Below are 26,823 nucleotides of genomic sequence, written 5' to 3'. Positions count from 1 at the left end.
AACACGGAATGAAACATGAAACAACTGGATTTATCTTACACCAGCCATAAGCCAGCGCCAGTCACCTGCGCATCCAGCACGGCTTGCTGCCCGATCCAGCTGCCGATCAGTTCAGCGCGCGAGGCGGTGGCCAGCTGCGCCACCCACGCCGCACTGCCGCCGGCTGCGGCCGCATCCAGATCCGAGTTGGCATACAGCGCCGCGACGAACTGGGCGTCCGACAAGGCACCATAGCGCGCCGCGAATTCGCCCGAGCCGACGAAGCCTGCCACCAGGCCCGCCGTGTCCAGGCCACTGGCAGCCCAGTCGTTGAAGCCATCCAGATCGCCGCTGCGATCGAGCACAGCCTGGTACAGCAGCCCGACCGACCTGAGGGTGCCGGCGTCGGCCTGGGTGAAGCGCAGATCGACCGTGCCATTGCTGAATGCGCCCTGCTCGATACCGCGCAACGTGTCGATGTCGCCGGTGACCGCATCCACCGCCTGCACCGCTGTCGCGCCAAGCACGAAGCGCATGCCAGCCAGCGCGCCGGCGTAGACAACGGTATCGGTGCCGTCGCCGCCGACCAGCACGTCGTTGCCCGCGCCGCCGTCCAGCCGATCATCGCCGCTGGCGGCGAGCCAGCTGTTTTCAGTGCTGACGCTGGAGGCAGCGATGACGAGGTCAGGGCCCTGCAGCGCCCGGTGCTCGGTGCTGGCAGCAAAGCCGAGCAGCACGTCGGCGCGCGTGTAGGTCCCTTGCGCCAGCTGGCCGCTCCAGAATGCCAGGCCCTGCGCGTCGGACGCCCGGCCCAGCACCTGGCTGTAGAGGGTCGACACGAACGCCTCATCGGACAGCGCATTCGTGCCACGCGCGGTCCACTCGGCGGAGGCAACGATGCCATGCGCCACCGACGCGGCGTCGTTGCCATGACTCAGGTAGAAATTCAGGCCGCCGAGGTCGGGGGCGCGCCCGAACGCCGCCTGGTACAGCAGCGCCATGTCCGTCAGGCTGTCGCGCGGCGCCGCGAGAAACGCCAGGTCGGCGTCGCTGCCATCCAACTGCGCGAGGGTGAGATTGGCCGGCCTGCCCCCGGCGAACACCGTCGCGGAATGGACGGCGCCCAGCGTGCCGTCGGCCCCCATCGTGAATTGCCAGTCGCCGCGCGCGCTGCCGCCGCCCTGCAGCACATCGTTGCCGCTGCCGCCGCGCAGGCTGTCGTTGCCGATGCCACCCACCACCAGGTCATTGCCGCTGCCGCCATCGAGCAGGTCGTTGCCGCCGGCGCTGCCGATGATGTCGTTGCCACCACCGCCGAACAACTGGTCGTCGCCGGCGCCGAGATAGATCGTCTGGACGGCATCATCGCCGATCACGATGTTCTCGCCCGCACCACCGCGCACGATGGCCGCACCGACGATCGCGGCGAACTGGACGTCGTTGAGCTCGATGGTCGCATTGGTGGGCAGACTGGTCGTGTCAATGACCAGGCCGATCGCGGCGCCGCCCGAGGCATCGCCCGTGATGGCGATCGTCGGCGCGGCGCTGCCAGGGGCAATCACGGGTGTCAGTGTGGCCGTGTGCAGCAAGGTACTCTGTGCCAGGGCCTGCAGGAACGCAATGCCTTCCCCGCTCATGTCATCCTGCGCGTCGGAGCCGGCCACCGTCTTTTGCCCGATGCGCAGGATCAGGTCGCGCAGCGCCTGGTCGTGATCGAGCAGCGTGGCCGGGCCAGCGGCCTGCAGCCCGGTACCAACCGGCAAGCCGACCGTCAGTACCGACGTCACGCCGGCACCCGATGCAGCCAGCGGAATGTCGGCCAGACTGGCGTTCGGCGTGTTCGGGTCGTCCGGGCGGGTGGCCGTCACGAACGGCACCGTGACCACCGTATTGACCAGGCCTGTCGCGGGATCGGTCGTGGTGCTGGTGATGACAGGCACGCCATCGACCGTTGTGGTGGGTGGGTCCGGCGTTGGCTCGGGCGTGTTGTCCGGACCCACCGTGAAGGTATGGGCCGCAGCATTGGCCACCACGGCGTTGCCGGCGAGATCGCGCAGCGTGCCGGTGATGCCGATCGTGTAGGTGCCGGCGTCGAGCGGATCCCATTCACCGCCCGGCGCCTGCACCGTGTAGGTGACGACGTTGCCATTGACGACATGGCTGCTGACGTTCAGGACACCACCCGGCCCGGTCACGCTGACATTGTCGCTGCCGGCCGTGGCGGCATCGATGCCGGCGCCGCTGTCGGCATACGTCACGGTGAAGGTGAAGCTGGTCCCGACCGGATCGACCAGGTTGGCGCGCACCGGCGTGCCGGCGGTCGGCGCCGCCCCGTCGACCAGATAAGCCTGTGTCAACGCCGCGCCATGGTTGCCCGCCGTGTCGGCCACACGCACCTGCAGCGTGCCGCTGGCCGGCAGCAGTATACCTTCCAGCGTCCAGTCACTGCCGGTGCCCCCGGCCGTGAGCCAGCTGATGCCTCCATCGAGCGACACTTCGACGAACTCGTCGCCCGTGCGTGCGGTGCTCAGGGTGCCGCTGAGGTCCTGCGCTGCGACGTTGGTGATGAAGTCGTCCGCACTGGCACCCGAGTCGATCGCCAGCGCCGCCGTGGCCGGCGTGCTCGTGGGCGCGTCGGCATCGATCGTGTAAGCCTGGCTGGCCTCGATGCCGGCCATGTCGTCGGCGTCAATTGCGCGGATGATGATCGTGCCCGACGCCGGCAAGACGACATCGGCCCACGTCACGCTCGCGCCGACGACGCCGGCACTGATGTCGGTCCAGCTGGCGCCATTGTCGAGCGAGCCGAACACGCTCTCGCCCGCCAGCAGCGCGCGCGACAGCGTTGCCTCGATCGTTTGCAGCGCCACGTTGGTGAGGAAGTCGGTATCGCTGACGCCATTGTCGGCCGACAGGCGCAGGCTGCTTACCGTGGGCGCATTGCTGAAGGTGACGTCGATGACGCCGGCACTGGCCACGCCAGCCACGCCGTTGCCAGCCAGGTCGCGCACCGAACCGGCCGCGATCCCGACGGTGTAGCGCCCGGCATCCTGGGCGTCCCAGGTGCCGCCCGGCGCGGCGACGGTGTAGGTGACGACGTTGCCATTGACGCTGTACGACTGGACGGCAAGAAGGTCGGTCGCGGGCGTGGTGACGCTGATGTTATCGGTGCCGAAACTGCCGACGTCGAGGCCTGCGCCGCCCGTGTCGCCCCAGGTCACCACGACCTCGAAGGTGGCGCCGGCCGGCAACTGCAGCACCGTGCTGGGCGGCACCGCAGCGGTGGGACCCGCCTCGTCGACGAGGTAGTTGCTGCTGTAGACCGGCCCGGCATTGCCCGCCAGGTCGAGCACCCGCACCTGCAGGGCGCCGCTCGCATCGAGCACGAGGCCGGCGAGCGACCAGGCCGGCGAGCCGGTCGAGGCGATGGCATCGACCCAGTCGGTGCCATTGACCGACACCTGGACCTGCTCGCCGGCCTGCAGCGGCGCGTCCAGCGTCCCTGAGACACTCTGGTTCGCGCTGGCCACGATGAAGTCGCCGTCGCTGTCGCCACTCAGTTCCGCCAGCGTGATCCCGGTCGTGGGCGCGGTGGTGTCAAGGGAGTACGCGCGCGTGGCCGGCGTACCGGCATTGCCATGCTCGTCTTCCAGGCGCAGCACGATCGCCCCGCCCTCGACCAGCGTGGCGCTGGTCCAGACGAGCGAGGTGCCGCTGACCTGGTCCGTGATGTCGATCCAGGTGGCGCCATTGTCCACCGAACCGAACAACGTCTCACCGGCATCGATCGGCTGGCTCAGGGTCGCGCTGATCGTCTGGCTGGCAACGTTCGTGGTGAAGTCGGTGTCGCTGGCGCCGCTGTCGTTCGCGATGGCGATCGCGCTGAAGCTGGTTGTCGGCGCCGTGTGGTCGATCGTCACGGCGAGCGCGTTGCCAGGCGCGCTCGAGAGGTTGCCGGTGGCGGACGTCACGAAGGCGCGCACGGCGTAGGTGCCGTCCAGGCCGCTCGTGGACAGGTCGCTGACGCTCCAGGTGCCGTTGGCAACCGTCGCCGTGGCAGACTGCTCGCCGACGTCGAGCATGCCGTCGTCATCGGCGTCGATGAATACCGTGACCGTGCTGGCCGAATCGCCCGATGCACTGGTGCCGGACAGTGTCAGGCTGGCCGCAGCGGTGACGTCGTCGTCCTGCACCAGGCCCGTATCGGTGCCTGCCGCCAGGTCGGGCGTGCCCGGCGCCTGTGGTATGACGCTGAAGTTGATGGTCCGGGTTGCCGTGGCAGCGCCATCGCTGACCTGGATCGTGACGCTGTCGTTGCCCGCATAGCCGCTGGTGGGTGTGTACAGCAGGGTGCCGCCCGGGGTGATGTCGGCGCTGCCCCCGCTGGCCGTGGCGCCCGTCAGTTGCGCGACGCCGTGGCTGGCCTGGCTGAGGACCGACCAGGTCAGCGTTTCGGCCGCATCCGGATCGTTCACGTGCAGCAGGCTGGCAAGGTCGAGCGCGCCGCCGTTCTGGTCCACGTCCACGCTGGCGGCAAGTGGATCGACGAACACCGGATCGGTGGACAGGGACTCGATGTTGGACAGGACGATATTGTCGAACTGGAGCAGGATGACGTCGCCGGTGACGGCATTGGAAAGCTCGGCCCATGCGATGCCTTGCAGGTCCGGCTCGCTGGCCAGCAGGACGCGCACCGCATCGCTGGGCAACTGCGTGCCGCCGTCAAATTGCGCGGGAGGGATGTCGAAGGTCACCGGCGTCGATGTTTTATTCGTGCGGATATTGACCGTCAACCCGAACGCGCTCAGGTCCAGCACCGACAGCTCCGTCAGATCGAATGTCCGGCCACCATCGAGTGCCAGCGTGATTACGGCAGGCGCAAGCACGTCGGGATTTTCCAGGTCGACCGAGACGGTCAGGCCATCCAGGCCAACCACGTCGTAGCCCGAAAAGGATGTCTCATCGGTATGCACGAGAGAACCGGCATCGGCCATGAGCGTCAGCACCGCGTCGCCCACCTGCTGACTGGCAATGGGTGATCCGGGGCTCCCGATGACGTTTTGCGCGGTGACCCCGTTCGTGAAATCGAACATCACCGGCCCGGGCTGGACCAGGTTACTGTTGGCAATGGACGCGCGGGTGCTGCTGGCATGCGAGGAAGTGATCATGATGGTCCTGGGATGGCGATGGCGTGAAGGGAAGAGTCAACCGGGCTGCGCGGGGCAGCCCGGGAGCACTCATGGACGTGACGGGTAAATGCCCTGCATGGCGATGATGAAATTCAGGGTCGTGTAGGGCGGCACGGTGCCGAGCGCGCCACTCAGCGCGACCTGCACCGGCAACGGCTGCCCCGCGCCGGTCGTGCTCACCGCGATCGTGCCGGCCGCTGCCGGCAGCGCCACGTCGAACGGCCGCAGCGTGGATGTGGCCGCGTCAGTCGCATAGAGTTTGGGCGGCGTGATGCCGCCCGTGACGCACCCGAGGACCTTGCCGGCCCCCGGCACGCTGTCCGTGGCCGGACCGACCGCGTCGACGGGAACCGCGACGCTGACGCTGGCCGCCGCCGCGCCCGTGAACGCTGCCCCGTGACTGTGCGCGGGCAGGTTGTTCACGCCGATCGTGACGCTGCCGGCGCCACTGGCACCGCTCATGTTTGCCGATGCGGCGCCGCCCTTCTGGGCGATCCCGGTCATCGCCTGGGCGCCCATCGGAAACCTGTTGCGCAGGTCGGGCAGCGCAAAGGTCTGCTGGCCGTCACCACCGAAGTAGTTGCCCAGCAATGTGTAGAGCGCCTGATGTTGATTGATTGCGAGCAGTGAGCCGTCGCACAGGGCCCAGCCGATTGGTACCCACGGTATGGGCCACAAGATGATCTGTCCCAGGATTGGATCCATGTCTCTCCCCCAATGTGAATGAAGTTCGAGTGGAATTACCTTTGGGATAGTCGCACGACAGGAATTGAACCACGGTCGACAAATGTCAAACCATCCGAGGTTCGTCAGGAGGATTGGCGGAGATACGACGGTTCGATGCAGTTCCAATAGCGCACAGATCAAAAAAAACCGGGTGGGTCCTTGCGGACCACACCCGGCTTGCGCTGCCTGACCAGACGGGGATCAGTGACCCGACGCGCCCGCCGCACCGATACCGGTCTCGGCGCGCACCTGCTGCGCCTCGAAGCCTGCACGGTCGATACGGGCACGCGGCCCCTTGTCGGTGATCGAGAACAGCCAGATACCGATGAAGCCCACTGCCATCGAGAAGATTGCTGGCGAGGCGTACGGGAAGATCGCTGCCGGATGGTGCAGCACATCGACCCACACCGATTTCGACACGATCGTCAGGCCCACTGCCGTGGCCAGGCCCAGGAAGCCGCCAATCGTGGCGCCGCGGGTGGTGCAATCCTTCCACAGCACCGACATGAACAGCACCGGGAAGTTGGCCGATGCGGCAATCGCGAAGGCCAGCGACACCATGAAGGCGACGTTCTGCTTTTCGAAGGCGATACCCAGCACGACGGCAACGATACCGAGAGCGATGGTCGTGATCTTCGACACGCGCAGCTCGTTTTCGCTGGTGGCATTGCCCTTCTTGAACACGGTCGCATACAGATCGTGCGACACGGCCGAGGCGCCCGACAGCGTCAGGCCCGCCACCACGGCCAGGATGGTCGCGAACGCCACTGCCGAGATGAAGCCCAGGAACACGTCGCCGCCCACGGCCTTGGCCAGGTGAACCGCCGCCATATTGTTACCACCCAGCAGGGCACCGGCTGCATCCTTGAATGCCGGGTTGGTACCCACCAGCACGATCGCGCCGAAGCCGATGATGAAGGTCAGGATGTAGAAGTAGCCGATCCAGGTGGTTGCCCACAGCACCGACTTGCGTGCTTCCTTCGCGCTCGGGACGGTGAAGAAGCGCATCAGGATGTGCGGCAAGCCAGCGGTACCGAACATCAGCGCCATGCCGAACGAAATGGCCGAGATCGGATCCTTGATGAAACTGCCCGGGCCCATGATGGACGTGCCCTTGGCGTGCACTTCGGTTGCAGTCTGGAACAGCTTGGCAGGGCTGAAGTTGTATTGTGCCAGCACCGAGAACGCCATGAACGACGCGCCCGACAGCAGCAGCACGGCCTTGATGATCTGGACCCAGGTGGTGGCCGTCATGCCGCCGAACAGCACGTAGACCATCATCAGGATACCGACCAGCACGACGGCGATCCAGTATTCCAGACCGAACAGCAGCTTGATCAGCTGACCCGCGCCGACCATCTGCGCGATCAGGTAGAACGCGACGACGACCAGCGTGCCGGACGCCGCGAACACGCGGATCGGCTTTTGCGCAAAGCGGTACGAGGCCACGTCGGCAAACGTGAAGCGGCCAAGGTTACGCAGGCGCTCGGCCATCAGGAACGTGATGACAGGCCAGCCGACCAGGAAGCCGATCGCGTAGATCAGGCCATCGTAGCCGTCGAGGAACACGGCGGCCGAAATACCCAGGAACGATGCGGCCGACATGAAGTCGCCGGCAATCGCCAGGCCGTTCTGGAAACCGGTGATGCCACCGCCAGCGGTGTAGAAGTCGGACGCCGACTTGGTCTTGGCAGCGGCCCACTTGGTGATGAACAGCGTGCCGACGACGAACAGCGCGAACATGCTGATCGCGGTCCAGTTGGTCGGCTGACGAACGGCCTGGCCCATGTCGGGCGCGGCGTGGGCGATGCCGGTGGCGGCCAGCAGGACGAACGCCAGCAGTGAGGAGGTGCGGGCGCCGGCCATCATGCGCCCACCTTTGCACGGATGGCGTCGCTCAACTCGTCGTATTCGCGGTTGGCGCGGCGCACATAGATGCCGGTAATCAAAACGGTAAACAGGATGACGAACAGGCCGAGGGGAATGCCCCAGGTGATGACACTGTCGCCGATCGGGGTGCCCATGAATTCCTTGTTGAACGCGACCAGCAGCGTGAAGCCGTAGTACACGATCATCATGGCCCAGGTCAGCGTCCAGCCGAAGCGGGAACGGATGCGTTTGAGTTTCTGGTAATTGGGGTCGTTCTTGACCCGGTCTACGATATCTTGTTCCACTTTGTCTCCTGATTCTTTTGGTAATGCCGTGGTTCGGCTGCCTTTATGGCTGCGACCCATCCTACGGGCATGCCCTTACCGGATTCTTACGCGGCAAGCTTAATTACGACCGGTCGTTCGCAGATTGTTCGTTTCATGCTGAAACAGCCGTCGCCATTTGCACTACACTTGAAACATGGATTCCCCACGCACTGCTTCCGCTGGCGACAAGCCCATCATCTGGACGGTGTCGGTCTCGCGCCTGTCCGCGTTGTTTCGCGACATCACCGTCGAATACGATCACCTGGCGTCGATCGAGCCCCTGCACATCGGTTTCGACGAGGCCGCGACGCACATCCGCGAGCGGCTGGCAACGGAGCACTGCGACGTCGTGATCGCGGCCGGTTCGAACGCGGCCTGGCTCAAGAGCCGTGTCTCGGTACCGGTGGTGGCGGCCCGGGCCAGTGGCTTCGACGTGCTGCAGGCGCTCACGCGCGCGCGCAAGCTCGCCGGCAACGCGCCCGGCGCCATCGGCGTCGTCAGCTACGGCGCCCTGCTCCCCGAGCTGGCCGAGTTCGCGACCGGCTTCGGTCTGGACCTGGTCCAGCGCAGCTATGTCACGCAGGAAGACGCGCGCGCTGCCGTGGACGAACTCAAGGCGCTGGGCGTGGCCGTCATCGTCGGCGCCGGTTCGGTGACCGACCTGGCCGAAGAAGCGGGCCTGCGCGCCGTGTTCCTGTATTCGGCGGCATCGATCCGCCAGGCGTTCGACGATGCACTCGAACTGGCCCGCCTGACTCGCCTCGAGGTCGACCGCAGCCGTGGCCGAACCAGAAGTGCGCCGCCCGACAAGCACCGCCTGCGGCGCGGCCTGAACGACCTGCGCGGCGACTCGCCCGCGATGCAGCAGCTGCGCCAGACCGTGGTGCTGTACGCGCGCTCGCCCAGCACCGTGCTGATCGAGGGCGAGACCGGCAGCGGCAAGGAACTCGTCGCGCAGGCGATTCATCGCGAAAGCCCGCGCCAGGATGCCAACCGCCCGTTTGTCGCGGTCAACTGCGGCGCGATTGCCGAGTCGCTGCTCGAATCGGAGCTGTTCGGCCATGAGGACGGCGCGTTCACCGGCGCGCGCCGTGGCGGGCACGCGGGCCTGTTCGAAGCGGCCAATGGCGGCACGCTGTTTCTCGACGAGATCGGCGAAATGCCGCTCGGTCTGCAGACGCGCCTGCTGCGCGTGCTCGAAGAGCGCGAGGTGATGCGCGTGGGCGGCACGCGGCCGGTGCCGATCGACGTGCGCGTGATCAGCGCCACCCACTGCGACCTCGAAGCGCGCGTGCGCGACGGACGCTTCCGGGCCGACCTGTTCTATCGCCTGGCCGTGCTGCGGCTTGCCCTGCCGCCGCTGCGGGCACGGGTGCAGGACATCGCACCGCTGCTCGAATGGTCGCTCAAGAGCGCGCTGGCCGCGCTCGACGCGCGCCCGCAGCCGAACCTGCTGGCCGAACTGAAGGCCTGCACGCCGCTGCTCACCGCCTACGCCTGGCCCGGGAACGTGCGCGAGCTGCGCAACCTGACCGAGCGCCTGGCGCTGTTCCTGGCGGCCGAACCGCTGCAGGCACTGACGCCCGGCTTCATGCTGTCGGTGGCGCCGGAACTGGCGCGTGGGGCCGCGGTCGCCGGGACGCCAGACGCACCGGCGCGCGGGTCGACGCGCGAATCCGCGGCCGCGGTGCTGGCGCGCTTTGGCGGCCAGCGCGACCTGGCAGCCGATCATCTGGGGATCAGCCGTACGACACTGTGGCGACGACTGAAGGCGGAAAGCTGACCTCTGACCTTAAGACGCTCCAAAGCAACGTCCACCGAAACCTCGTATCATGATTCTTTGATATGGCCTGGCGACAATCCGCGCCAGGTGGTCATAGCATGCCGGCCGCGGCGCCCTGATCCGCGGCGCCCCTTTCGGACCCCACGGAGGCAAATATGCAACATGCGTCGCAAGCGGCCCTGTTTTCCCTGATTGGCGATACCCCGATGGTGGAAGTGACCCGCATCGACACCGGGCCCTGCCAGCTGTTCCTGAAGCTCGAATCACAGAACCCCGGCGGCTCCATCAAGGACCGTATCGGCAAGACCATGATCGAGCAGGCCGAGCATGACGGCCTGCTCAATCCCGGCGGCACCGTTGTCGAAGCCACCGCCGGCAACACGGGCCTGGGTCTGGCACTGGTGGCGCGCATCAAGGGCTACCGCGTCGTGCTCGTCGTGCCCGACAAGATGGCACCCGAGAAAATCCTGCACCTCAAGGCGCTCGGCGCTGAAATCCACCTGACCCGCTCCGACGTCGGCAAGGGCCATCCCGAGTACTACCAGGATCTCGCCGCGCGGCTGGCCAAGCAGATTCCCGGCGCCTGGTTCGCCGACCAGTTCAATAATCCGGCCAATCCACGCGCGCACGAAACCACGACCGGCCCCGAGATCTGGGACCAGGCCAAGCACAAGCTGGACGCGATCGTCCTTGGGGTCGGCTCGTCCGGCACCCTTACCGGCCTGTCGCGCTACTTCAAGAAAGCGGCGCCCCTGCTCGAATTCATCCTGGCCGATCCGAAAGGCTCGATCCTGGCCGAGTACGTCCAGACCGGCCACGTGTCGCAGCATGCCGGCTCGTGGGCCGTGGAAGGCATCGGCGAAGACTTCATTCCCGGCATCGCCGACCTTACCCGCGTCAAGCACGCCTACACGATCACCGACGAAGAAAGCTTCTCGACGGCGCGCCTGCTGCTGCAGCAGGAAGGCATCCTGGGCGGCTCGTCGACCGGCACGCTGCTGGCCGCGGCGCTCAAGTACTGCCGCGCGCAGACGCGCCCCAAGCGCGTCGTCACATTCGTCTGCGATACCGGCACGCGCTATCTCAGCAAGGTGTACAGCGATGGCTGGATGGTCGACCAGGGCCTGATCACGCGCCCGAAAACGGGCGACCTGCGCGACCTGATCGGCCGCCGTCACGACGCCGGCGAAGTCATCACCCTGGCGCCATCGGACACGCTGCTCACTGCGTTTAACCGCATGCGCTCGAGCGACCTCCAGCAACTGCCCGTGATGGACGCCGAAGGGCGTCTGGCGGGCCTGATCGATGAATCCGACCTGCTGCTCAAGGTCACGCAATCGAACGACCATTTCAGCGCGCCGGTCGCGTCCACGATGACGGCCGACCTCAAGACCCTTCCCCCCGGTGCGAGCATGGCGCAACTGCGCGACATCCTCGACCGGGGCCTTACTGCCGTGATCGCCGACGGGCCGCAGTTCTTCGGCCTGATCACGCGCTTCGACCTGCTCAATCACCTGCGAAGGACACTCTCGTGACCCATCCGGACACCCAACACACGATCGAATTCAAACGCCACCTGGCCACCCGCGTCATCCACGGCGGCCAGTCCCCCGAACCCGCGACCGGCGCCGTGATGCCGCCGATCTTCGCCACTTCCACCTATCGCCAGGAAAGCCCGGGCGTGCACCAGGGCTTCGACTACGGCCGCTCGCACAACCCGACCCGCTTCGCGCTCGAACGCTCGCTGGCCGATATCGAGGGCGGCCGCGCCGCCTTCGCGTTCGCATCGGGCCTGGCAGCCATCGCTGCCGTGCTGGAACTGCTTCCCAGCGGTTCGCACATCGTGGCCGGCGACGACATGTACGGCGGCACCTACCGCCTGTTCGAACGCGTGCGCCGCGACAGCGCCGGGCACACGTTCAGCTATGTCGATTTGTCCGACGCGGACGCGCTGGCCGCCGCCATCACGCCTGCCACGCGCATGGTGTGGGTCGAGACGCCGACCAACCCGATGCTCAAGCTGGCCGACCTGACCGCCATTGCCAGCCTGTGCCACGCACGCGGCATCCTGAGCGTCTGCGACAACACGTTCGCCAGCCCGATCATCCAGCGCCCGCTCGAACACGGGTTCGACATCGTCGTCCACTCGACCACCAAGTACATCAACGGCCACTCGGACGTGATCGGCGGCGTGGCCATCGTCGGCGCCAGCGACCACCAGACTGGCCTGGCCGAAAAGCTCGGCTTCATCCAGAACTCGGTCGGCGCGATCCAGGGGCCGTTCGACAGCTTCCTCGTGCTGCGCGGAATCAAGACGCTGGCCCTGCGCGTGGAGCGCAGCAGCGGCAACGCGCTGCTGCTGGCCAGCTGGCTCGAACAGCAGCCGCAGGTCCGCAAGGTGCACTATCCGGGGCTGGAGTCGCATCCGCAGCATGCGCTGGCGCGCAACCAGATGCATGGCGGGTATGGCGGCATTGTTTCCATTGAGCTGGACACCGACCTTGATGGTGCGCGGCGCTTCCTGGAAGCGTGCGAAGTGTTTACGCTGGCCGAAAGCCTGGGCGGGGTGGAGAGCCTGATCGAGCATCCGGCGCTGATGACGCATGCGAGCATTCCGCCGGAGCGGCGTGCTGAATTGGGGATTGGCGACGGGCTGATCCGGTTGTCGGTCGGGATCGAGCATATCGACGATCAGCGGGAGGATTTGCGACGGGCGCTGGCGGCGATTTGATTGACTGAATTGCTGTCATCATTCCGGATGACCTTGCTGCCAACCATCACCGCGTGCGCGGCATAGCCGCCTCGCCGGCCGCGCCCACCCTACGCCAGCAACAGGGGTTCTCGACGTAATTTGAACGTTGCCACCAGTGCCGACAAGTCCGCGGCCTGCTGGCGCATCGAGGCGGCGGCGGCTGCCGCTTCTTCCACCATCGCGGCATTCTGCTGGGTCGAGAGGTCCATCTCGGCAATCGCGCGGCTTACCTGCGTGACGCCGTTGGCCTGGCCGGCGCTGGCGGTGTGGATCTGGCCCAGGATGCCGGCCACCTCGTGCACGTGCTGCAGCATGGCGCGCATCGTCGAGCCGGCCGCTTCGGCCATGCCCGTGCCCACCTCGATCTCGTGCGACGATTCGCCGATCAGCTTCTTGATTTCTTTGGCGGCATTGGCCGAATGCTGCGCCAGGTTGCGCACTTCGGACGCCACCACCGCAAACCCCCTCCCCTCGCTGCCGGCGCGCGCCGCTTCCACGGCCGCATTCAGCGCCAGGATATTCGTCTGGAAGGCGATGCTGTCGATCATCCCGGTGATGTCCACGATGCGCGCCGCCGACGCCTTGATCGCGCCCATGCGCGTGACCAGCTGACCCACGGCCTGTGCGCCCTCGGCCGCCACGCCGGACGCCGTCTGGGCCAGCGCATTGGCCTGCTGCGCGTTGGCATTGTTGCTGGCGATGGCGTCCGACAGTTCGTCCATCGCCGTCACCGTTTCGCGCAGCGATTCGGCCTGGCGCTCGGTGCGGATCGAGAGGTCCTGGTTGCCTTCGGCGATTTCACCCGACGCCGCGTCGATCGCCTGCGCCCCTTGCAGCACTTGCGCCACGGTCCCCGACACGCCGTGCGTCATGCCGTTGAGTGCATCGAACAGGCGGCCGATTTCATCCGAGCGGGTATGACTGATGGTCGGGCGCAGGTCGCCATGGGCCACCTGCTCGGCCAGCGTGGCGGCTTGTTTGAGCGGCACGACCAGGTTGCGGGTCAGGAGCCAGGCCAGACCACCGGCGACGGCCAGCGCGGCGCCGCCGAGGGCCAGCAGCAGCGCCTTGCTGAAGCGCGATGCGGCTGCCGATTCGTCGGCCAGGCGGTGCGCTTCGGTACTCTCGTCGGCAAGCAGGCGCTCGAGCGCGGCGATCTCGGCCCCGTAGGCCGGCTCCCATCGTTTGGTGAGGATTTCTTCGACCAGGCCGGTCTGGCCCAGGTCCTTGGCCTTGAACAGGTCGGCCTGGATGGTGGCCAGCGCCGTCTTGCGCGCGCTTGCTGCGGCGATCAACGTACGTTCATTGTCCGTGGCTGGCAACTTGACCAGTTGCGCCTCGAGTCCGCTGGCAATCTTGCGCCCCTCGGCCAGTTGTGCGCCGAAGTAATCCCCCAGTTCCAGGCTGTCGCTGCGCGCGATCGAGACGGCGCGCGAGCCATTCAGGCGCGCAATGCCAAGCAACTCCGACGTCAGCTGCTGCTTGGCCAGCTTGTCGTCGACCAGGTTCGACGTGATCACATCGGCCGCGTGCAGGCGCCAGATGGCGACGGTCGCGATGATGACGATGACGAGGGACAGGATGCCGAAGGCACTGATGAGCTTGGAAAAAGTAGTGCGCGGTGCGAGTCGCATTGGGATTTCCATGAGAGTGGGACGACGTGTGCGCACAGTGTAGGAATGTTCGATGACAGGCATGTGAAATAGCGCCGCAGGAACTGTGGTTGCCGTGACGAACTGCGCAATCAGCGTTACGTGTGGATTCCTCTCAGCATGAAAAAAGCCCGCGGCACTTGCGTGCGCGGGCTTTTGGGGGAGCGAACCTGCTTATTCGATTTCGACCGTCTCGGCCGGGGCCGGTGGCGGGCTGACATCGCCCTCGGGGAACTCGAGGACCACATCGTCCTTCTCGTTCAGGTCGACCGTCACGCGGCCACCGTTGGTCAGGCGACCGAACAGCAGTTCGTCGGCCAGCGCCTTGCGGATCAGGTCCTGGATCAGACGCGACATCGGACGTGCACCCATCGACGGGTCGAACCCTTTCTGGCCGAGGAACTTGCGCAGCTTCTCGGTGAAGATGGCTTCGACTTTTTTCTCGTGCAGCTGCTCTTCGAGCTGCATCAGGAACTTGTCGACGACGCGCAGGATAATGTCTTCGTCCAGCGCGCGGAAGCTGATGATCGCATCCAGGCGGTTACGGAACTCCGGCGTGAACATGCGCTTGATGTCGCCCATCTCGTCGCCCGCTTCACGCGAGTTGACGAAGCCCACCGAACGCTTGGTCAGGCTTTCCGCGCCCGCATTCGTGGTCATGATGATGATCACGTTGCGGAAGTCGGCCTTGCGACCATTGTTGTCGGTCAGCGTGCCATGGTCCATCACCTGCAGCAGGATGTTGAAAATGTCCGGGTGGGCTTTTTCAATCTCGTCCAGCAGCAGCACGGTGTGCGGCTTCTTGGTGATCGCTTCGGTCAGCAGGCCGCCCTGGTCGAAACCAACGTAGCCCGGCGGCGCGCCGATCAGGCGCGAGACAGCGTGCCGCTCCATGTACTCGGACATGTCGAAGCGCACCAGTTCGATGCCCATGATGAAGGCGAGCTGCTTGGCGACCTCGGTCTTGCCGACACCGGTCGGACCCGAGAACAGGAACGAGCCAATCGGCTTGTCCGTCTTGCCGAGGCCGGCGCGCGCCATCTTGATCGCCGCCGACAGCGCTTCGATCGCCGGGTCTTGGCCGAACACGACATTGCGCAGGTCGCGGTCGATCGTCTGCAGCTTGCTGCGATCGTCCTGGTTCACCGATTGCGGCGGGATGCGCGCGATCTTGGCGATGATGTCCTCGATCTCGGCCTTGCCGATGGTCTTTTTCTGCTTCGACTTCGGCAGGACGCGCTGGGCAGCACCGGCTTCGTCGATCACGTCGATTGCCTTGTCAGGCAGGTGACGGTCATTGATGAAGCGCGCAGCCAGCTCGGCAGCGGTGGTCAGCGCCGACGCCGAGTACTTCACGCCATGGTGCTCTTCGAAGCGCGATTTCAGGCCACGCAGGATCGCGATGGTCTGTTCGACCGTCGGCTCGTTGACGTCGACCTTCTGGAACCGGCGCGACAGCGCGTGGTCTTTTTCGAACACGCCGCGGTACTCGGTGAACGTGGTCGCACCGATGCACTTGAGCTGGCCATTGGCCAACGCTGGCTTGAGCAGGTTCGATGCGTCGAGCGTACCGCCCGATGCCGAACCGGCGCCGATGATAGTGTGGATCTCGTCGATGAACAGGATGCCGTTCGGCGTGTCCTTGATCTGCTTGAGCACGGCCTTGAGGCGCTGCTCGAAATCACCACGGTACTTGGTGCCGGCCAGCAGTGCGCCCATGTCCAGCGAGAACACGACGGCGTTCTGCAGGATTTCAGGCACGTCTTCCTGGACGATGCGCCATGCCAGGCCCTCGGCGATCGCGGTCTTGCCCACGCCCGCCTCGCCCACCAGCAGCGGATTGTTCTTGCGGCGACGGCACAGGATCTGGATCACGCGGTCGACTTCTTCTTCGCGGCCGATCAGCGGGTCAATCTTGCCATCGGCAGCTGCCTTGTTCAGGTTCTGCGTGAACTGGTCCAGCGGGCTCTCTTTGGCCTGACCTTCGACCTGCGCTTCCTCAACGCCTTCGGGCGCCTTGGAGGTGTCGACCTGCTGGTCCTTGCGCACGCCGTGCGAAATGAAATTGACCACGTCGAGACGCGTCACGCCCTGCTGGTGCAGGTAATACACCGCGTGCGAGTCCTTTTCGCCGAAGATCGCCACCAGCACGTTGGCGCCGGTGACTTCCTTCTTGCCGTTGGACGCCGACTGCACGTGCATGATCGCGCGCTGAATCACGCGCTGGAAACCCAGCGTTGGCTGGGTGTCGACCTCGCCCGTGCCGGGGACGGTCGGGGTGTTATCGCCGATGAAATTCGTCAGGGTCTTGCGCAGGTCTTCAATATTGACCGCGCATGCACGCAGGACTTCGGCGGCCGAAGGATTATCGAGCAACGCCAATAGCAGGTGCTCCACGGTGATGAACTCGTGGCGTGCCTGGCGAGCCTCGACAAAGGCCATGTGTAGGGATACTTCAAGTTCCTGCGCAATCATACTTCCTCCATCACGCACTGCAGGGGATGCCCTGCCTTGCGTGCATGCGTTAAGACAAACTCCACTTTGGTACACGCTATATCTTTGGAAAACACGCCGCACACCCCTTTGCCGTTCTGGTGTACCGACAGCATGATCTGGGTAGCGGTCTCGCGATCCTTGTTGAAGTACTCCTGGATCACGGCCACGACAAACTCCATCGGCGTGTAATCATCGTTCAGTAGCGCCACCTGGTACAGCGGAGGCGGTTTGACGGTCTGCCGCTCTAGCAGTTGTTCAGTATCGTGCTTCGTTGCCATGGGGTATTCTAATACTTCCGAGGTTATTGCCAAGCGTTAACATCAGCTTGTTTCTGGTGTTTCCATATTACGCGTTTTCGGATAACTGCGCAGATGGCGTTTCGATTGCCAAAATCAAGTCTGCTGTGCAGGAATAGCATGAAAAATTTGACAACCTGCGCCCCAAACCCCTTGACTTGCGTGATTATTCCACCAACAATGCAGTCATCGACTTTGTACTTATGTACGCGTTGATAAGCAGTTAGCAGGCTGAGGAGGGCAAGAAGATTCTTGCTTTTATGGCTCGTGTGATTTGTTAAATTTGAAAGTTCTTTTATGGCAACTGGTACTGTTAAGTGGTTCAATGATTCCAAAGGCTTTGGCTTCATCACGCCTGATGACGGCGGCGAGGATCTGTTCGCACACTTCTCCGCAATCAACATGAACGGTTTTAAGACCCTCAAAGAAGGTCAAAAAGTCCAATTCGAAGTCACGCAAGGCCCTAAAGGCAAGCAAGCTTCCAACATCCAGGGTAACTGATCTCTGCCCTACCGGAAGTGAAAAGCCCCACTCTCGCAGTGGGGTTTTTTTTCGCCTGCCGCAACGGCAGGCGGCGCGTCACAGCTGTTCGATCAGCACTTCGCCAAAGCCGGAGCACGATACCTGCGTCGCCCCTTCCATCAGGCGCGCGAAATCGTACGTCACTTTTTTCGACACGATTGCCTTGCCCATGGCCGCGATGATCAGGTCGGCCGCTTCGCTCCAGCCCATGTGGCGCAGCATCATCTCCGCCGACAGGATCAGCGAACCGGGATTCACGTAATCCTTGCCGGCGTACTTAGGCGCCGTGCCGTGGGTTGCTTCGAACATCGCCACCGAATCGGACATGTTCGCGCCCGGCGCGATGCCGATGCCGCCGACCTGGGCTGCCAGCGCGTCGGAAATATAATCGCCGTTCAGGTTCAGCGTGGCAATCACGCTGTATTCGGCCGGGCGCAACAGGATCTGCTGCAGGAAGGCATCCGCGATCGAGTCCTTGATCATGATGTCGCGCCCGGTCTTCGGATTTTTCAGCTTGCACCATGGGCCGCCATCGAACAGCTCGGCGCCGAATTCCTTCTGCGCCAGCGCGTAACCCCAATCGCGGAAGCCACCTTCGGTGTACTTCATGATATTGCCCTTGTGGACCAGGGTCACCGATGGCTTGTCGTGGTCGATCGCGTACTGGATCGCCTTGCGCACCAGGCGTTCGGTGCCTTCGATCGAGACAGGCTTCAGGCCAAGCGCCGACGTGGCCGGGAAGCGGATCTTCGACACGCCCAGTTCGGCTTTCAGGAACGCGATCAGCTTTTGCGCGCCTTCGGAACCGGCCTCCCATTCGATGCCGGCGTAGATGTCCTCGGAATTCTCGCGGAAGATGACCATGTCGGTCTTTTCCGGCTGCTTGAGCGGCGACGGCACGCCGGTAAAGTAGCGCACCGGGCGCAGGCAGACGTACAGATCAAGTTCCTGGCGCAGGGCCACATTGAGCGAGCGGATGCCGCCGCCGACCGGCGTGGTCAGCGGGCCCTTGATCGAAACCACATACTCCTTGAGCACGTCGAGCACTTCGGCCGGCAGCCAGACGTCGGCGCCATACAGCCTGGTCGCCTTTTCACCGGCGAAGATCTCCATCCAGGCAATGCTGCGCTCCCCGCCGTAGGCCTTGCGCACCGCCGCATCGACCACCTTCTTCATCACCGGCGTGATGTCCGCACCCGTGCCGTCACCCTCGATATACGGAATGATCGGCGTGGCCGGCACGTTCAGGCTGAAATCGGCGTTGACGGTGATCTTCTGGCCCGCAGGCGGGACGGTGATATGCTGGTACATCAAGTTCTCCAGGTGGGTGGCGAAAGGCGGTGCGAACGACGTGACGAACTGCGTTACCAACTCGCTTACAATGTCGCCGTTGCCAGCGGCAGCCGATGGCTGCTCTTCATTATGCCCCAGTATTTTGCCATATCGCCACGCTACCGGTTGGCCACCCTCTCATTCGCTTTACTGCATCGTCATGTCCCTGATTCTCTTCAATAAACCGTTCCAGGTCCTGTGCCAGTTCTCGCCCCAGGATGGCCGCGAGTCCCTTGCCGACTACCTCAAGATCCCCGGCATTTACCCCGCCGGCCGGCTCGACGCCGACAGCGAAGGCCTGATGCTGCTGACCGACGACGGCCAGCTGCAGCACAAGATCGCCCATCCGGATCACAAGGAAGCCAAGACCTACCTGGTGCAGGTCGATGGCGTGCCCGATGCCGCCGCCATGGCGCGCCTGCAGGCGCCGCTCGACCTGGGCGACTTCGTCACCAAGCCGTGCCGCGCCGCGCGGATCGCCGAGCCCGAATGGCTGTGGCCGCGCAATCCGCCGATCCGCGCGCGCCAGGACAAGCCCACCAGCTGGCTGGCGATCACGCTCGAAGAAGGCAAGAACCGCCAGGTGCGCCGGATGACGGCGGCCGTGGGCTTGCCGACGCTGCGCCTGGTGCGCAGCAGTATCGGCCCGTTTTCGCTGAGCACGCATCCGTTGCTGCCGGGCGAATTCATCGACGTGCCGGCCTACTCGCGCCACGCGGGCAAATAAAAACCCGCCGACCTTGCGGTCGGCGGGCTTCAGTTACAGCAGTCGTTCAGTTCAGGCGAACGAATCGATTGCCGCATTGAAGGTGGCGCTCGGACGCATCGCGGCCGTCACCTTGGCTTCATCCAGCTTGTAGTAGCCACCGATATCGACCGGCTTGCCCTGCACGGCCAGCAGCTCTGCGACGATGGTCGCTTCGTCGGCGGCCAGTTTCTTGGCCAGTGGCGCGAACGTGGCGGCCAGTGCGGCATCGTCGGTCTGCGCGGCCAGCTCTTGTGCCCAGAACAGCGACAGGTAGAACTGGCTGCCGCGGTTGTCGAGCTCGCCGGTCTTTGGCGATGGCGACTTGCGGTTGTCCAGCAGCTTGCCGGTGGCCGCGTCGAGCGTCTTGGCCAGGACCTTGGCTTTCTCGTTGCCGGTCTTGAGGCCCAGGTCTTCCAGCGACACGGCCAGCGCCAGGAACTCGCCCAGCGAATCCCAGCGCAGGTGGTTTTCTTCAACCAGCTGCTGCACGTGTTTCGGGGCCGAACCGCCGGCGCCCGTTTCGTACATGCCGCCACCGGCCATCAGCGGCACGATCGACAGCATCTTGGCGGACGTGCCCAGTTCCATGATCGGGAACAGGTCGGTCAGGTAGTCGCGCAGGATGTTGCCGGTCACCGAGATGGTGTCCAGGCCGCGCCAGACGCGCTCGAGCGTGAAGCGCATTGCGCGCACTTGCGACATGATCTGGATATCCAGGCCGCTCGTGTCGTGGTCCTTCAGGTAGACCTTGACCTTCTTGATCAGTTCATTTTCGTGCGGACGGTACGGGTCGAGCCAGAACACGGTCGGCATGCCCGAGTTGCGCGCACGCGTCACGGCCAGCTTGACCCAGTCGCGGATCGGCGCATCCTTGACCTGGCACATGCGCCAGATATCGCCCTTCTCGACATTCTGGCTCATCAGGACTTCGCCGGTGGCGAGGTCGGTGATGTTGGCCACGCCGTCTTCAGCGATCTCGAAGGTCTTGTCGTGCGAGCCGTACTCTTCGGCTTGCTGGGCCATCAGGCCGACGTTCGGGACGGTACCCATCGTCTTCGGATCGAAAGCGCCGTGCCATTTGCAGAAGTTGATGATCTCCTGGTAGATGCGCGCGAAGGTGCTCTCCGGGATGACGGCCTTGACTTCTTTCAGGCGGCCATCGGCGCCGTACATCTTGCCGCCGGCGCGGATCATGGCTGGCATCGACGCGTCGACGATGACGTCGTTTGGCGAATGGAAGTTGGTGATGCCTTTGGCCGAATCGACCATGGCCAGTTCCGGACGGTGTTCCTGGCAGGCGTGCAGGTCGCGGATGATTTCTTCGCGCTGCGACGACGGCAGGTCGGCGATCTTGTTGTACAGATCGGCCATGCCATTGTTGACGTTGATGCCGAGGCTCTCGAACAACGCGCCGTGCTTCTCGAACGCTTCCTTGTAGAACATGCGTACGCAGTGACCGAACACGATCGGGTGCGACACCTTCATCATCGTTGCCTTGACGTGCAGCGAGAACAACATGCCGGTGGCATGTGCGTCTTCGATCTGGGCTTCGTAGAAGGCCAGCAGCGCCTTGCGGCTCATGAACATCGAATCAATGATTTCACCGGCCAGCAGCGAGACCTTTGGCTTCAGAACAATGGTCTGGCCGCTCTTGGTGACCAGTTCCATCTTGACGTCACGTGCAGCCTCGACCGTCATCGACTTTTCGCCGTGGTAGAAGTCGCCTTCGGTCATGTGCGCCACGTGGGTGCGCGACGCTTGCGACCATGGGGCCATCGAGTGCGGGTTCTTGCGTGCGTATTCCTTGACGGCGCGCGGCGCGCGGCGGTCGGAGTTGCCTTCGCGCAGGACCGGGTTCACTGCCGAACCGATGCACTTGCCGTACTTGGCCTTGATGGTTTTTTCTTCGTCGGTCTTCGGGTCCGACGGGTAGTCAGGGATGTTGTAACCCTTGTCCTGCAGTTCCTTGATCGCGGTGGTCAGCTGGCTGACCGAAGCGCTGATGTTCGGCAGCTTGATGATGTTGGCGCTCGCCTCGAGCGTCTTCTTGCCCAGCTCGACCAGCGAATCCGGCACGCGCTGCTCCGGGGTGAGGTTTTCCGGGAAAGCCGCCAGGATACGGGCCGCGACCGAGATGTCGCTGGCAGTGACGGTGATGCCGGCCGGCTTCGTGAAGGTGCTGACCACAGGAAGGAAGGCGTGGGTCGCCAGCAGCGGCGCCTCGTCGGTCAGGGTGTAGATGATGGTCTGATCACTGCTCATGCACATTTTCCTCGGTAATCGCGACGATGTCGCGCGTAGTAAAAACTGACAATTGGCCACGGCCCATCAATAGATGCGCCGCGGGCACTGGGCGCCGATGCCGGACATTCTACCCCCGTCTGTGACGGGAGGGCCAGCGCGCACCGGCGTCCATGTTCACCCGTTGATGCGGCCGCTTCGTGCAAGGCCGCACAATCCGTGGTTGACACTAGTCTTCTATAAGACATAAGACGCGCCATATTATGCCCCACCTTTGCGGCGGACACCAGTTTTTACGTTATCGACAACCCCGTCATGCATTCCGGATGGAAAAATCGAAGCGCCAAGCAAAAAAACCCGCCAGGACCGAAGTCGGGCGGGTCTTTCCACTGCACAGAACTTGCCTGCGCGGCCCGAAGGCCGCACGCACGCGGGCTTTACGCCGACAGTGCTTTCAGGGCTGCAGCCAGGCGGCTCTTGTGGCGCGCTGCTTTGTTCTTGTGGATGATTTTCTTGTCAGCGATGCTGTCGATTTTCGACACGGACTGCTGGAAGATCAGGGTCGCGGCTTCTTTGTCGCCAGCCTGGATGGCTTTGCGAGCTGCCTTGATTGCGGTGCGCAGGGTCGAACGCTGCGACGAATTGTGCGCGTTTTGCTTAACTGCTTGACGAGCGCGCTTGCGCGCTTGTGCGGTATTTGCCATGGAATTTCCTAAATCGGGGTCAAGTTGCGTTTGCAAACATTAGCGACTGTTAAACCGGCGCAGGAGCCTGCCCAACGATTAGTGTCTGCTAACAGAATTCAGTACAGCCCATGATTATAGCGAAGCTTTCAAGTATGGGCAATTCAAAATTCAAAGATTGTCGGCCGGATGTCTGTACCGGTTGAGTTGCACCAGTATAATCTCGCGCCATGAACCTGCTCAGAACCCTCGCCGCCATTTCCAGCATGACGATGCTTTCGCGCGTCACCGGCCTCTTGCGCGAAAGCCTGTTTGCGCGCGCTTTCGGCGCCTCGGCGTACACCGATGCCTTCATCATCGCGTTCCGCCTGCCCAATCTGCTGCGGCGCCTGTTTGCCGAAGGCGCGTTCTCGCAAGCGTTCGTGCCGATCCTGTCCGAATACAAGACGCAGCATGGCGACGTCGCCACCAAGACCCTCGTCGACCATGTCGCTACCTCGCTGCTGTGGGCCACGGTACTCACCAGTATTGTCGGCATCATCGGCGCTCCGCTCCTGATCATGGTCCTGGCCGGCGACCTGCGCGAGACGCCTGGGGCCTACAATGCGTCGGTCATCATGACGCAGATGATGTTCCCGTACATCGCCTGCATGTCGTTTGTCGCGCTGGCCGGCGGCATCCTGAATACCTGGCGCCAGTTCAAGATCCCCGCGTTCACGCCAGTGCTGCTGAATCTGTCGTTCATCTTCGCTTCGCTCGTGCTCGTCAATTACCTCGAACAGCCGATCTACGCGATGGCCATTGCGGTCTGCGTCGGCGGCCTGCTGCAGGTGGCGATCCAGATTCCGTCGCTCGTGAAAATCGGCATGCTGCCGCGCATCTCGTTCAATCCGATGACGGGCCTGCGCGACGCGGGCGTGCGCCGCATGCTCAAGAAGATGGGCCCGGCCGTGTTCGCCGTCTCCGCAGCGCAGATCAGCCTGTTGATCAATACCGGTATCGCCGCCAGCCTCGCCGCCGGCGCCGTCTCGGCCCTGCAATATGCCGATCGCCTGATGGAGTTCCCGACCGCCATGCTGGGCGTGGCCCTGGGCACGATCCTGCTGCCGTCGCTGTCGAAAGCCAATAGCGAAGGCGACACCGCCGAATACGCGGCGCTGCTCAACTGGGGCCTGCGCCTGACCTTCCTGCTCGCGCTGCCAGCCGCCGTGGGCATGGCAACGCTGGCAGTGCCGATGATCGCCACCCTCTTCCACTACGGTAAATTCGACGATGCGGCACTGGTCAATTCATCGATGCCGCTGATGGCCTACAGCGCCGGCCTGCTCGGCATCATCCTCGTCAAGATCCTGGCGCCGGCCTTCTACGCCCGCCAGGACGTCAAGACGCCGGTACGCATCGCCATTGCCGTGCTGGTGGCCACACAGCTGATGAACCTGATCTTCGTGCCGCTGATGGGCGTGGCAGGCCTGGCCCTGTCGATTGGCCTGGGCGCCTGCATTAATGCGATCTGCCTGTACATCGGCCTGCGCAAACGCGGCATCTACACGCCGCAACCGGGCTGGGGCAAGTTCTTCCTGAAGCTCGCGATCGGGGTGGCGGTCATGGGCGCCGTGGCGTGGTTCGGCCAGGCGCAGTTCGACTGGGCCGCGATGAAGGTCACGCCCGGCCTGCGCATCGGCGCCCTGCTCGCGATCATCGTGGCCAGTGCCGTGGCCTACTTCGCGATGCTTGCGCTGCTGGGGTTCCGGCCGCGCGACTTCCGGCGCCGCGCGGCGTAACGGCTCAGGGCCGCGCAGCTGCCGTCCGCGTCAAGGTGTCCGCGCCAATGTGCTTGTGCAGGAACCGTTCGACACGCTGCCAGAAGTCGATCCGGTTTCTGGCCAGCGACCAGCCATGTCCCTCGCCGTCGTACACCACCCATTCGATCTGCCGATTGGTCTTGCGCGCGGCAATCACCAGTGCGCTCATCTTTGGCCTCCCACTTGCATTTTTATTCTGCAAGTTGCGTGTAACGCGATGGTGGCAGTTCGCAGTGACAGGCGCCATCTGCGCCATACCTGTATGGATTGAGCTTGCCGAGCCATTCACATCCGTCCGTTGGGCGCGATTCGCTCTGTATGATTCATTGAACTGTCTTGGGTCGGGCCTTGCCGGTGGGCTTGCTTACTGGTGGACAAAGACTGTCGAGACAACGTGTGCCCATTCCAGCCCGAGTAGCCGGGGTCAAGTAGCCGGAGTAGCCGGGGTCAGGTCTGACATTCGGACTCGGACTCTTCCTTAATACCGTCATTAGCGCATCCATAAATAGACTTTTTGCTGAGCTCGTGTCCAAATGTCAGACCTGACCCTGCTCGTGACCCCTAGCGGTCTCTTCCCTTATCGGAGCAGGGTTACTGTTGACTCGCCGTGCCCCCAGTCCAGCCTTCACACTGCTCAGTGTTACTGTTGGCGGTTTGGTATCGGCACTCATATTGTCACGTATCTATTTCGACTTCACCACGTAGGATTGTCTGCAATCCTTGTGCAGCGTTCGATGACTGCTTTGGCTCGGCTGCTGCCCTTCGTGACAGTCCGCGATTTTCCGCCCTGGCCGACCTGCTATGCTGAGGTGAGCGGCCACCTTGGCCACAAACATTCATTCCAAACATACATCTCGAAGAACTAGAACGCGCTCTGATGTCCAACGAAACATTAATTGCGAGGATCGAAAGTGGCCTCAACGGCATGCGAGCGCGGGAAATCAGCGCTGCCGCGTTTGCGAAAATAGTGCGGAACAATGGGCGCGCGCTCGAAGCGATGCCGTACGATCTCATTCGGAAAATAGAAGATCTTGCTCAAGATTTAGAAATTGCGGAATGGTATGAGAAGGATGGTTTCCTACCAGATCTTGAGTCTGTTCTGTTACGGACACAAGCGTGGTTAGCTTCTTTACCTCGCGACGTTTGACCTTCAATCTCAATCGATTCAAGGTCTGCTCCGGCCGCTAAAGGCCTGTCGTGACAGTCAGGGCTTTTTCAAACCAGGCAACCTGCTAAGCCGACGTGAACGGCTGGGTTCGGGCCGAATCCGGACTGTCGTGCACCTGTATGCCTGCCGACTGTGTCCAACTTGATGTTTCGTCCAAGCCTACCGGTCCTCGGTCGGTGTTTCCGTCGGAGGCTCCGCTTGCGGTTCAGCTGCGGTTTCCTGTGCATTCACCGGTTCGGGTTCCGGTACAGCAGTCGGTGCTGGCTCCAATTCTTCAGTCCTCTCCGCCGCCGGCACATCTGCCGGCGCTGCCGCAGGCAAGCCTGGCGGCACCGGTTGCGCCGTCGGCGCCGCTGGTGCACCAGACTGCGGCTGCGGCTGCGGCTGCCCAGGTGCCTGCCCCAGCGCCGGATCACGCGCCTTGAACCGCCAAGCCGAAATCGTGTCCGCATTGTCCAGGCCCGCAAACCGGCTGTCAAAGTTGGCGATCTTCAGCGGCCTGGCCGTCGACAAACTATGCACTGCAACCACGCCCGTCGTGCCGTCCCCCAGATACACCACACCCCACTCGGCCTTGCCTGTCAGCGGGTCGACGAAGATCTTGCGCAGGTGCCGGCGCACGCCCGGCACGCGCGGGTCCTTCAGCAATTCCTTGAGCGATGGCGGATACGGCGAAGCGCCTTGCGGCGTCGCGGCCGCGTAGCTGTCGAGCGCTGCGCTGAAGGCGGCGCCGATGTCGAGCAGTTCTTCTTCGGCCGCCGCCCGTTGCAGCAGCGCGCCGATCTTGAGCGTGGCCGCGCCCACCAGGCCGATGATGGTGACGAAGATGATCAGGCCCAGATAAGTGAAACCGGCCTGGCGCCTGGAGCGCACTACCATTCCACGTAGGGCCGGCCATGCCGGTCGTTGCCCGGCGCGCCGCTACGCAGATTGGCAAAGCCGCCCTGCTCCCCTTCGTGCGGCGCTTCGAGGATCCACGTATCGCGCGCTTCGGTGACCGGGTCGAGCGGGATCTCGCGCAGGTAGCGCACTTCCACCAGCTGCTCGAGCGATGCTGGATAGCGGCCCGTATCGGAGCGGTACTGATCAACCACCTGGCGCGTGTTGCGCAGGTTATCGGCCAGGATGGTCTCCTTGGCGCTGTCGATGCTGGGGAAAAAGCGCGGCAGCGCCACCGTGAGCAGCAGCGCGATAATCCCCAGCACCACCAGCAGTTCGATCAGCGTGAAGCCACGGTTTTTTCCAACTGCATGCATGCG

At 63.9% G+C, this 26,823-nt stretch carries 20 protein-coding genes; 7 read left to right on the top strand and 13 right to left on the bottom strand.

The window, feature by feature from the left end; translation table 11 throughout:
• Nucleotides 1-35: 35 nt before the first annotated feature.
• From AC56LN_RS17090 to AC56LN_RS17075, 4 genes are all read right to left on the bottom strand, one after another.
• Nucleotides 36-5,147: a DUF4214 domain-containing protein gene (locus AC56LN_RS17090; RefSeq protein WP_499573511.1), complete on the bottom strand. Its 5,112-nt coding sequence runs from the start codon at nucleotides 5,145-5,147 to the stop codon at nucleotides 36-38.
• 69 nt (nucleotides 5,148-5,216) lie between these two features.
• Nucleotides 5,217-5,873, bottom strand: coding sequence for a phage tail protein (locus AC56LN_RS17085; protein WP_499573509.1), 657 nt, complete (start codon nucleotides 5,871-5,873; stop codon nucleotides 5,217-5,219).
• Nucleotides 5,874-6,095: 222 nt separating this feature from the next.
• Nucleotides 6,096-7,763 carry a cation acetate symporter gene (locus tag AC56LN_RS17080; protein ID WP_499573508.1) on the bottom strand — a complete coding sequence of 556 codons (1,668 nt, stop codon included), beginning with the start codon at nucleotides 7,761-7,763 and terminating at the stop codon, nucleotides 6,096-6,098.
• Entirely contained in the window at nucleotides 7,760-8,068 is a 309-nt protein-coding gene (locus AC56LN_RS17075) for a DUF485 domain-containing protein (RefSeq protein ID WP_499573506.1), read from the bottom strand. The genes AC56LN_RS17080 and AC56LN_RS17075 overlap by 4 nt, the downstream gene beginning before the upstream one ends.
• Nucleotides 8,069-8,243: 175 nt before the next feature.
• On the opposite strand from AC56LN_RS17075, the gene prpR reads away from it, so the two are divergent.
• The 3 genes from prpR (at nucleotide 8,244) to AC56LN_RS17060 (ending at nucleotide 12,603) form a co-directional block, all read left to right on the top strand.
• Complete coding sequence (gene prpR, locus AC56LN_RS17070; RefSeq protein ID WP_499573504.1) at nucleotides 8,244-9,872, top strand: propionate catabolism operon regulatory protein PrpR; 1,629 nt, start codon at nucleotides 8,244-8,246, stop codon at nucleotides 9,870-9,872.
• Between the two features lie 155 nt (nucleotides 9,873-10,027).
• On the top strand, nucleotides 10,028-11,407 hold the full coding sequence (locus AC56LN_RS17065; RefSeq protein ID WP_499573503.1) for a pyridoxal-phosphate dependent enzyme: 1,380 nt from the start codon (nucleotides 10,028-10,030) through the stop codon (nucleotides 11,405-11,407).
• Nucleotides 11,404-12,603 (top strand): trans-sulfuration enzyme family protein, encoded by a 1,200-nt coding sequence (locus AC56LN_RS17060; RefSeq protein WP_499573499.1) that lies wholly within the window; start codon nucleotides 11,404-11,406, stop codon nucleotides 12,601-12,603. Before AC56LN_RS17065 ends, AC56LN_RS17060 begins: the two co-directional genes overlap by 4 nt.
• Nucleotides 12,604-12,692: 89 nt before the next feature.
• Here AC56LN_RS17060 and AC56LN_RS17055 read toward each other — a convergent pair whose 3' ends face one another.
• From AC56LN_RS17055 to clpS, 3 genes are all read right to left on the bottom strand, one after another.
• The gene (locus tag AC56LN_RS17055) at nucleotides 12,693-14,258 is read right to left on the bottom strand and encodes a methyl-accepting chemotaxis protein (protein ID WP_499573497.1); all 1,566 of its coding nucleotides are present in this window, start codon (nucleotides 14,256-14,258) and stop codon (nucleotides 12,693-12,695) included.
• A 192-nt stretch (nucleotides 14,259-14,450) separates the two neighbouring features.
• Nucleotides 14,451-16,751: an ATP-dependent Clp protease ATP-binding subunit ClpA gene (gene clpA / locus AC56LN_RS17050; RefSeq protein WP_499573495.1), complete on the bottom strand. Its 2,301-nt coding sequence runs from the start codon at nucleotides 16,749-16,751 to the stop codon at nucleotides 14,451-14,453.
• Entirely contained in the window at nucleotides 16,748-17,050 is a 303-nt protein-coding gene (clpS, locus tag AC56LN_RS17045; RefSeq protein ID WP_137175749.1) for an ATP-dependent Clp protease adapter ClpS, read from the bottom strand. The genes clpA and clpS overlap by 4 nt, the downstream gene beginning before the upstream one ends.
• 315 nt (nucleotides 17,051-17,365) lie before the next feature.
• On the opposite strand from clpS, the gene AC56LN_RS17040 reads away from it, so the two are divergent.
• Nucleotides 17,366-17,569 (top strand): cold-shock protein, encoded by a 204-nt coding sequence (locus AC56LN_RS17040; RefSeq protein ID WP_171084635.1) that lies wholly within the window; start codon nucleotides 17,366-17,368, stop codon nucleotides 17,567-17,569.
• A 78-nt stretch (nucleotides 17,570-17,647) separates the two neighbouring features.
• Here AC56LN_RS17040 and icd read toward each other — a convergent pair whose 3' ends face one another.
• Nucleotides 17,648-18,901: an NADP-dependent isocitrate dehydrogenase gene (gene icd, locus AC56LN_RS17035; protein WP_482897956.1), complete on the bottom strand. Its 1,254-nt coding sequence runs from the start codon at nucleotides 18,899-18,901 to the stop codon at nucleotides 17,648-17,650.
• A 181-nt stretch (nucleotides 18,902-19,082) separates the two neighbouring features.
• Here icd and AC56LN_RS17030 point away from each other — a divergent pair, with 181 nt between their 5' ends.
• On the top strand, nucleotides 19,083-19,649 hold the full coding sequence (locus AC56LN_RS17030) for a pseudouridine synthase (RefSeq protein ID WP_482897955.1): 567 nt from the start codon (nucleotides 19,083-19,085) through the stop codon (nucleotides 19,647-19,649).
• A 51-nt stretch (nucleotides 19,650-19,700) separates the two neighbouring features.
• Here AC56LN_RS17030 and AC56LN_RS17025 read toward each other — a convergent pair whose 3' ends face one another.
• Together AC56LN_RS17025 and rpsT are read right to left on the bottom strand one after the other, a co-directional pair.
• Entirely contained in the window at nucleotides 19,701-21,932 is a 2,232-nt protein-coding gene (locus tag AC56LN_RS17025) for an NADP-dependent isocitrate dehydrogenase (RefSeq protein WP_499573492.1), read from the bottom strand.
• A 416-nt stretch (nucleotides 21,933-22,348) separates the two neighbouring features.
• Nucleotides 22,349-22,615 carry a 30S ribosomal protein S20 gene (gene rpsT / locus AC56LN_RS17020; protein WP_183550274.1) on the bottom strand — a complete coding sequence of 89 codons (267 nt, stop codon included), beginning with the start codon at nucleotides 22,613-22,615 and terminating at the stop codon, nucleotides 22,349-22,351.
• Between the two features lie 209 nt (nucleotides 22,616-22,824).
• Here rpsT and murJ point away from each other — a divergent pair, with 209 nt between their 5' ends.
• Nucleotides 22,825-24,375, top strand: coding sequence for a murein biosynthesis integral membrane protein MurJ (gene murJ / locus AC56LN_RS17015; protein WP_499573490.1), 1,551 nt, complete (start codon nucleotides 22,825-22,827; stop codon nucleotides 24,373-24,375).
• Nucleotides 24,376-24,379: 4 nt separating this feature from the next.
• Here murJ and AC56LN_RS17010 read toward each other — a convergent pair whose 3' ends face one another.
• Nucleotides 24,380-24,565 (bottom strand): hypothetical protein, encoded by a 186-nt coding sequence (locus AC56LN_RS17010; protein ID WP_499573489.1) that lies wholly within the window; start codon nucleotides 24,563-24,565, stop codon nucleotides 24,380-24,382.
• Between the two features lie 708 nt (nucleotides 24,566-25,273).
• On the opposite strand from AC56LN_RS17010, the gene AC56LN_RS17005 reads away from it, so the two are divergent.
• Nucleotides 25,274-25,543, top strand: coding sequence for a hypothetical protein (locus tag AC56LN_RS17005; protein WP_499573487.1), 270 nt, complete (start codon nucleotides 25,274-25,276; stop codon nucleotides 25,541-25,543).
• Between the two features lie 180 nt (nucleotides 25,544-25,723).
• Here the strand turns inward: AC56LN_RS17005 and AC56LN_RS17000 are convergent, their stop codons facing one another.
• Together AC56LN_RS17000 and AC56LN_RS16995 are read right to left on the bottom strand one after the other, a co-directional pair.
• Complete coding sequence (locus AC56LN_RS17000) at nucleotides 25,724-26,443, bottom strand: type II secretion system protein (protein ID WP_499573485.1); 720 nt, start codon at nucleotides 26,441-26,443, stop codon at nucleotides 25,724-25,726.
• Nucleotides 26,437-26,820, bottom strand: a complete 384-nt coding sequence (locus AC56LN_RS16995) for a type II secretion system protein (protein WP_499573483.1) — start codon at nucleotides 26,818-26,820, stop codon at nucleotides 26,437-26,439. The genes AC56LN_RS17000 and AC56LN_RS16995 overlap by 7 nt, the downstream gene beginning before the upstream one ends.
• Nucleotides 26,821-26,823: the final 3 nt, after the last annotated feature.

Source organism: Telluria sp. ZT3P26, assembly GCF_059686035.1.
The sequence above is the reverse complement of the archived record's forward strand: the minus strand, read 5'-3'. Positions and strand labels throughout refer to the sequence as shown.